This window comes from Hyphomonas sp., assembly GCF_040882205.1.
Classification (GTDB): domain Bacteria; phylum Pseudomonadota; class Alphaproteobacteria; order Caulobacterales; family Hyphomonadaceae; genus Hyphomonas.
The window spans coordinates 1-4,708 of sequence record NZ_JBBEBT010000143.1 but is presented as its reverse complement, the minus strand read 5'-3'; the positions used below and the strand labels follow the sequence as shown (position 1 = coordinate 4,708).

Below are 4,708 nucleotides of genomic sequence, written 5' to 3'. Positions count from 1 at the left end.
GGACAAGCGCCGAGTGACCGAGCGGGTCAAAGATGATCTGGGGGCGGAGGGCCCCCTGATCGTCCTGGCCGAGAGCCTGCGCTGCTGGCGCAGGCGACACGATGATGACGCCGCGCAAGGCATGGCGGCCAGCGGGCAGCGTGAACCATGCCCCGTCTGACCAGCGGACGCTGGTATAGGCATCTGCGTCCAGCACCAGGCCGGCCGGCGCGCCCGTGGCGCGGGCGCGGTTGTGGAGCTGCGCGAGGGTCTGTGACAGGCGCTCGCCTTCGCGGCGCAGGGGATCGGCCGGGCGGGCGGTGGCGACGATCATCGCCGAGACGAAAGCGATGATCGACAGCGTCACCAGCACTTCGGTCAGCGAGAAGCCGGCGGAGGGCGCAGCGCGCTCCGGGGGCTGTCTGTCTGGCGTGCGGGGCGTGGCGGGCGGCATCTGCAGGCTCAGTCCCAGTTGCCGATGTCGGCGTCCGGGCCTTCGCCGCCCGGCTGGCCATCGGCGCCGAAGGAAAAGAGATCATAGCGCCCGCCGGATCGCGTTCCCGGCATCTGGTACTGGTAGGGATTGCCCCAGGGGTCCATCTGTACACGGCGGATATAGCCGCCCTGCCGGTAAAGGGAGGGGTCGGCGCCGGCAGGGGGCGACGAGAGGGCGTTGAGGCCGTCCGCCGCAGCCGGGTAATTGTAGAGATCGAGGCTGTATTGTTCGAGCGCGCTTTCGAGGCTGGCAATATCGGCGCGGGCTTTCGATATGCGCGAGCGGTCGCCTACCGGCGCGACGTTGACGATGATCAGTGTCGCGAGCAGGCCCATGATGAAGACCACGACCATGAGCTCGACGAGCGAGAAGCCCGCCTCACGGGCGCGGCGCCTGGGGGCGTTCTGTGGGTTGGGATGGGGCATGTGTTCCTCCGTCATCCGAGGGCAAGGGTGTTGAGTTGCATGATCGGCAGCATGATCGACAGCACGATAGTGCCGACGATGCCGCCCAGCGCGATGATGATGGCAGGCTCCAGAAGGCTGAGCAGGGTGCGGGTCGTTGATTCGAATTCGCTCTCGAGGAAATCGGCGCCGCGGTTCATCATGGCGGGCACGTCGCGCGCGGCTTCGCCGCTCTGCACCATGTGGGTCAGGATAGGCGGGAAGGCGCCTGTCTTGCGCATCGCGGTCGATAACGGCGCCCCTTGCTGGACCTGTTCGATGATCGCGGTGGCGGCGTCGCGGAAAACCGTGTTGCTCATCGCGCCGCGCGCGGCGGTCAGCGCTTCGATGACGGTGGCGCCGGCGCCGGCAAGTGTCGCATGCACACGGGCGAACTGGGCCGCGCACAGGGTGCGGACCATCGGGCCGACAAGCGGCGCGCGCAGCAGGAGCGTGTCGGCAGACTTGCGGAAGGCCGGGCTTCTGAGGGCGCGGTTGAAGAGGAATACTGCCGCTGCAATGGCCGCTGCCAAGAGCCAGCCCCAGGTGCGCGCCAGATCGGAGGCAGCGATCACCAGCTGCGTCAGAAGAGGCAGTTCTGTGGTGCCGAGCATGGCGAACTGCTCCACCAGTTTCGGCACCACGAAGACCATCAGGGCAGAGATCATCAGCAGCGCCATGCCGCCGAGGACTGCGGGATAGACGAGCGCGGCCTTCGCCTGCGAGGCCATCTTGTAGGTGCGTTCGAGATTGACGGCGAGCTGGTCCAGCACGGCGGGCAGGCGCCCGGCGGATTCGCCTGCGGCGACAACGGAGCGGTAAAGCACCGGGAAGGCGAGGGGCGCGGTACGAAGGGCATCGGCAAAGGGAACGCCTTCCATCACCTGTGCGCGCACGCCAAGGATCAGGGCACGGACGGACGCCGCGCTGCCGTCTGCTGCGGCGGCGGTGAGGGCCTGCTCGACCGTCATGCCCGATTGCAGGAGGACGGCCATCTGGCGCGTGAACAGCGTGCGCTGCTTGTGGGAAAGACGTCCGCGCAGCCGAGGGCCGCCGGACTTGCCGGAGCCGGATTCTTCGACCTCGACCGGTGTCAGCTGGCGGGCGCGCAGCTCCCGGCGCGCGGCGCGGGGATTGTCGGCTGAGATGACGCCGGTGGTGCGGCGGCCATCGGCGGTCAGCGCCTTGTAGTCATAGGCTGCCATGCGACCAGGCCTCCCGGCGGCAGACATGCAGCAGCTCTTCCGCGCTGGTCTCGCCGCTGATCACGTGGCGCATGCCATTGCTGAAAAGCATGTCGGCCGATTCGAACGCGGCGCGCTCGATCAGTTCTTCACTCGCCTGTTCATGGATCAGGCGCTTGATGGCGGGGGTCACGAGAAGGAGTTCATAGACGCCGAGGCGGCCGGTATACCCTGTGCCCCGGCAGGCCTCGCATCCGGCGGGGCGCCACAGGCTGCCGGAAAAGTCCGCAGGCAGGCCAAGCTGGCCAATCAGTGCGGCGTCCGGGGTAGAGTGTGTCTTGCACTGCGGGCAGAGGCGGCGCACGAGGCGCTGGGCAAGGATAGCGCGCAGGGTGGAGGCGAGCAGGAAGCTCTCGATCCCCATGTCTCGCAGGCGGGTGATCGCGCCGGCGGAACTGTTAGTGTGCACTGTGGAGAGCGCGAGGCGGCCCGTCAGCGCAAATTCCAGCGCAACTTCCGCCGTTTCCGCATCGCGGATCTCGCCGACCATCACGATGTTCGGATCGTTGCGCAGGATGGAGCGCAGCGTTGCCGCAAATGTCAGGCCGACCTTGTGGTCCATGGGCGTCTGGCTGATGCCGTCGAGGCCGTACTCCACAGGGTCTTCCAGCGTCATGATGTTGACGCGGCCCGTGTTCAGCATCGCGAGCGCGGAATAGAGCGTGGTCGTCTTGCCGGAGCCTGTCGGGCCGGTGACGAGGATGACGCCGTTCGGCTCGGCAATGGCGGCGCGGAAGCGGTCCAGCGTTGCTGCGTCCATACCGAGGCCGCCGAGCCCTACAAGGGCCTGGCGGGTGTCGAGAATGCGCAGCGCCACACGCTCGCCGTAGCGTGTCGGCAGTGTGGCCACGCGCACATCCAGCGCGCGTCCGCCGAGCGAGAGCGAGACGCGGCCATCCTGCGGCATGCGCTTTTCCGAAATGTCGAGCCGGCTCATCACCTTGATGCGCGAGACCAGCGGCGCCGCTATCCGGCGCGAGGCGGTCAGGACTTCCTGCAACTCGCCATCAATCCGGTAGCGGATCGAGAGCTTCTCTTCAAACGGGTCGATGTGGATGTCGGAGGCGCGGCGCTTGATAGCGTCCTGCAGAAGGCCGTTGATCAGGCGCACGATTGGCGCGTCGCCGTCGCCCGCAAGAAGGTCCTCGGTCTGAGGAAGGCCGTCAAACAGCGTCTCAAGGTTTTCCTGCTTCTCGGCGGCCGCCGCAGCCGTGCCGTCCAGCGCGCCGCCGCCGAAGCCTTCGGAGAGCAGACGCTCGAACGCGATGGCCGTGTGCGCTTCCAGCTGGAACGACGCGCCGAGCACCCGGCGCACTTCGGCGAGGGCCAGCACATCTGCGCCTTCGCGCATCGCCACCGTCAGCGGCGTGCGTCCGGGGATGACGGCGAGGCCTTTGTCCCGGGCGAAAGCGTAGTTCACCTGCGTGCGCATGGGGACCTATCCTGCAGGATCCGGCGCCGGACCCGCAGGCGGCTGGGCGCCGAGCACCTGATTCACATAGTGATCGATGGAGTTTTCGGGTGCAATCCCGCGCATCAGTTCCTCACCGCGCACGTAGAGATACTTCTGCTCGGTCGCGGCCTTTGCATCGGCTTTGTCGCGCACGATGGTCGGGCGGATGAAGACCATCAGGTTGGTGCGCGTGGTTGATTTGCCTTCGGAGCGGAACAGGCGTCCGGCGAACGGAATGTCGCCCAGCACGGGCACCTTCGAATCGCGTACCGTGTCCGTCTGCTCGATCAGGCCGCCCAGCACGATGATCTCGCCGTCATCTGCAAGCACGCTGGCGGTGATCTTGCGCTTGTCGAGGATCAGGTCCGGCGTGACCGTGCCGACGCTGCCGAAGACGCTGGAGACTTCCTGCCGGATATCAAGGCGTACGGTATCATTTTCACCGATGCGCGGCGTCACTTCCAGCTGAATGCCGACATCCTGGCGCTCGACCGTGCGGAAGGGATTGGAATTGGCATCGCCGAGCACCTGCCCGGTGGTGATCGGTACTTCCTGGCCGACAATCAGCGCCGAGGTCGCATTGTTCAGCGTCATGCCGAAGGGTGTGGAGAGGATGCGGGAATTGGTATCGTTTTCCACCGCGTTGAGGATGACGCCAAACAGATTGTCGCCCGATTGCCCGCCAAAGCCTAGCGTCAGGCCCGAACTGCCCGTCAATGAACTGATGGCTGCATCGCGGAAGGGGTTTGCCTTCTCGAAATCGTTGAAACCGTCCGTGATCAGCGCGCCGGTGAGGGCGAGAAGGTTTGGCGCCGAGCGGGAGAAATTGGTGGAGGCAAACGGCACATCGCTCTTGCCGGTGCCCGACAACAGGAACTGCAATCCGAGTTCCCTGGCCGCGTCGTCCGACATTTCGACAATGATCGCCTCGACCATGACCTGCGGCCGGCGCACATCCAGAGCGGAGATCACCTTTTCCATAGCCACCAGCGTTTCGGCATTGCCGCTGATGATAAGGGAGTTGGTCGCCGGGTGATGCGAGATGGTCTGCGCGGGCGTCGATGTATCCGACGGCTCCCGCTGCGCGGCGATG

General features: G+C 66.2%; 5 protein-coding genes. All 5 read right to left on the bottom strand.

Translation table 11 applies throughout. From position 1 onward, the window contains the following. The coding region (locus tag WEA77_RS05610; RefSeq protein WP_368066887.1) for a prepilin-type N-terminal cleavage/methylation domain-containing protein at window positions 1–433 on the bottom strand (433 nt) is incomplete at its 3' end. A gap of 8 nt (window positions 434–441) precedes the next feature. Then, complete coding sequence (gene gspG, locus WEA77_RS05605) at window positions 442–900, bottom strand: type II secretion system major pseudopilin GspG (protein WP_368066886.1); 459 nt, start codon at window positions 898–900, stop codon at window positions 442–444. An 11-nt stretch (window positions 901–911) separates the two neighbouring features. Beyond that, entirely contained in the window at window positions 912–2,123 is a 1,212-nt protein-coding gene (locus tag WEA77_RS05600; protein ID WP_368066885.1) for a type II secretion system F family protein, read from the bottom strand. Further along, window positions 2,110–3,594 (bottom strand): GspE/PulE family protein, encoded by a 1,485-nt coding sequence (locus WEA77_RS05595; RefSeq protein WP_368066884.1) that lies wholly within the window; start codon window positions 3,592–3,594, stop codon window positions 2,110–2,112. The genes WEA77_RS05600 and WEA77_RS05595 overlap by 14 nt, the downstream gene beginning before the upstream one ends. A gap of 6 nt (window positions 3,595–3,600) precedes the next feature. Next, a partial coding sequence (gene gspD, locus WEA77_RS05590; protein ID WP_368066883.1) for a type II secretion system secretin GspD occupies window positions 3,601–4,708 on the bottom strand: 1,108 nt, incomplete at its 5' end.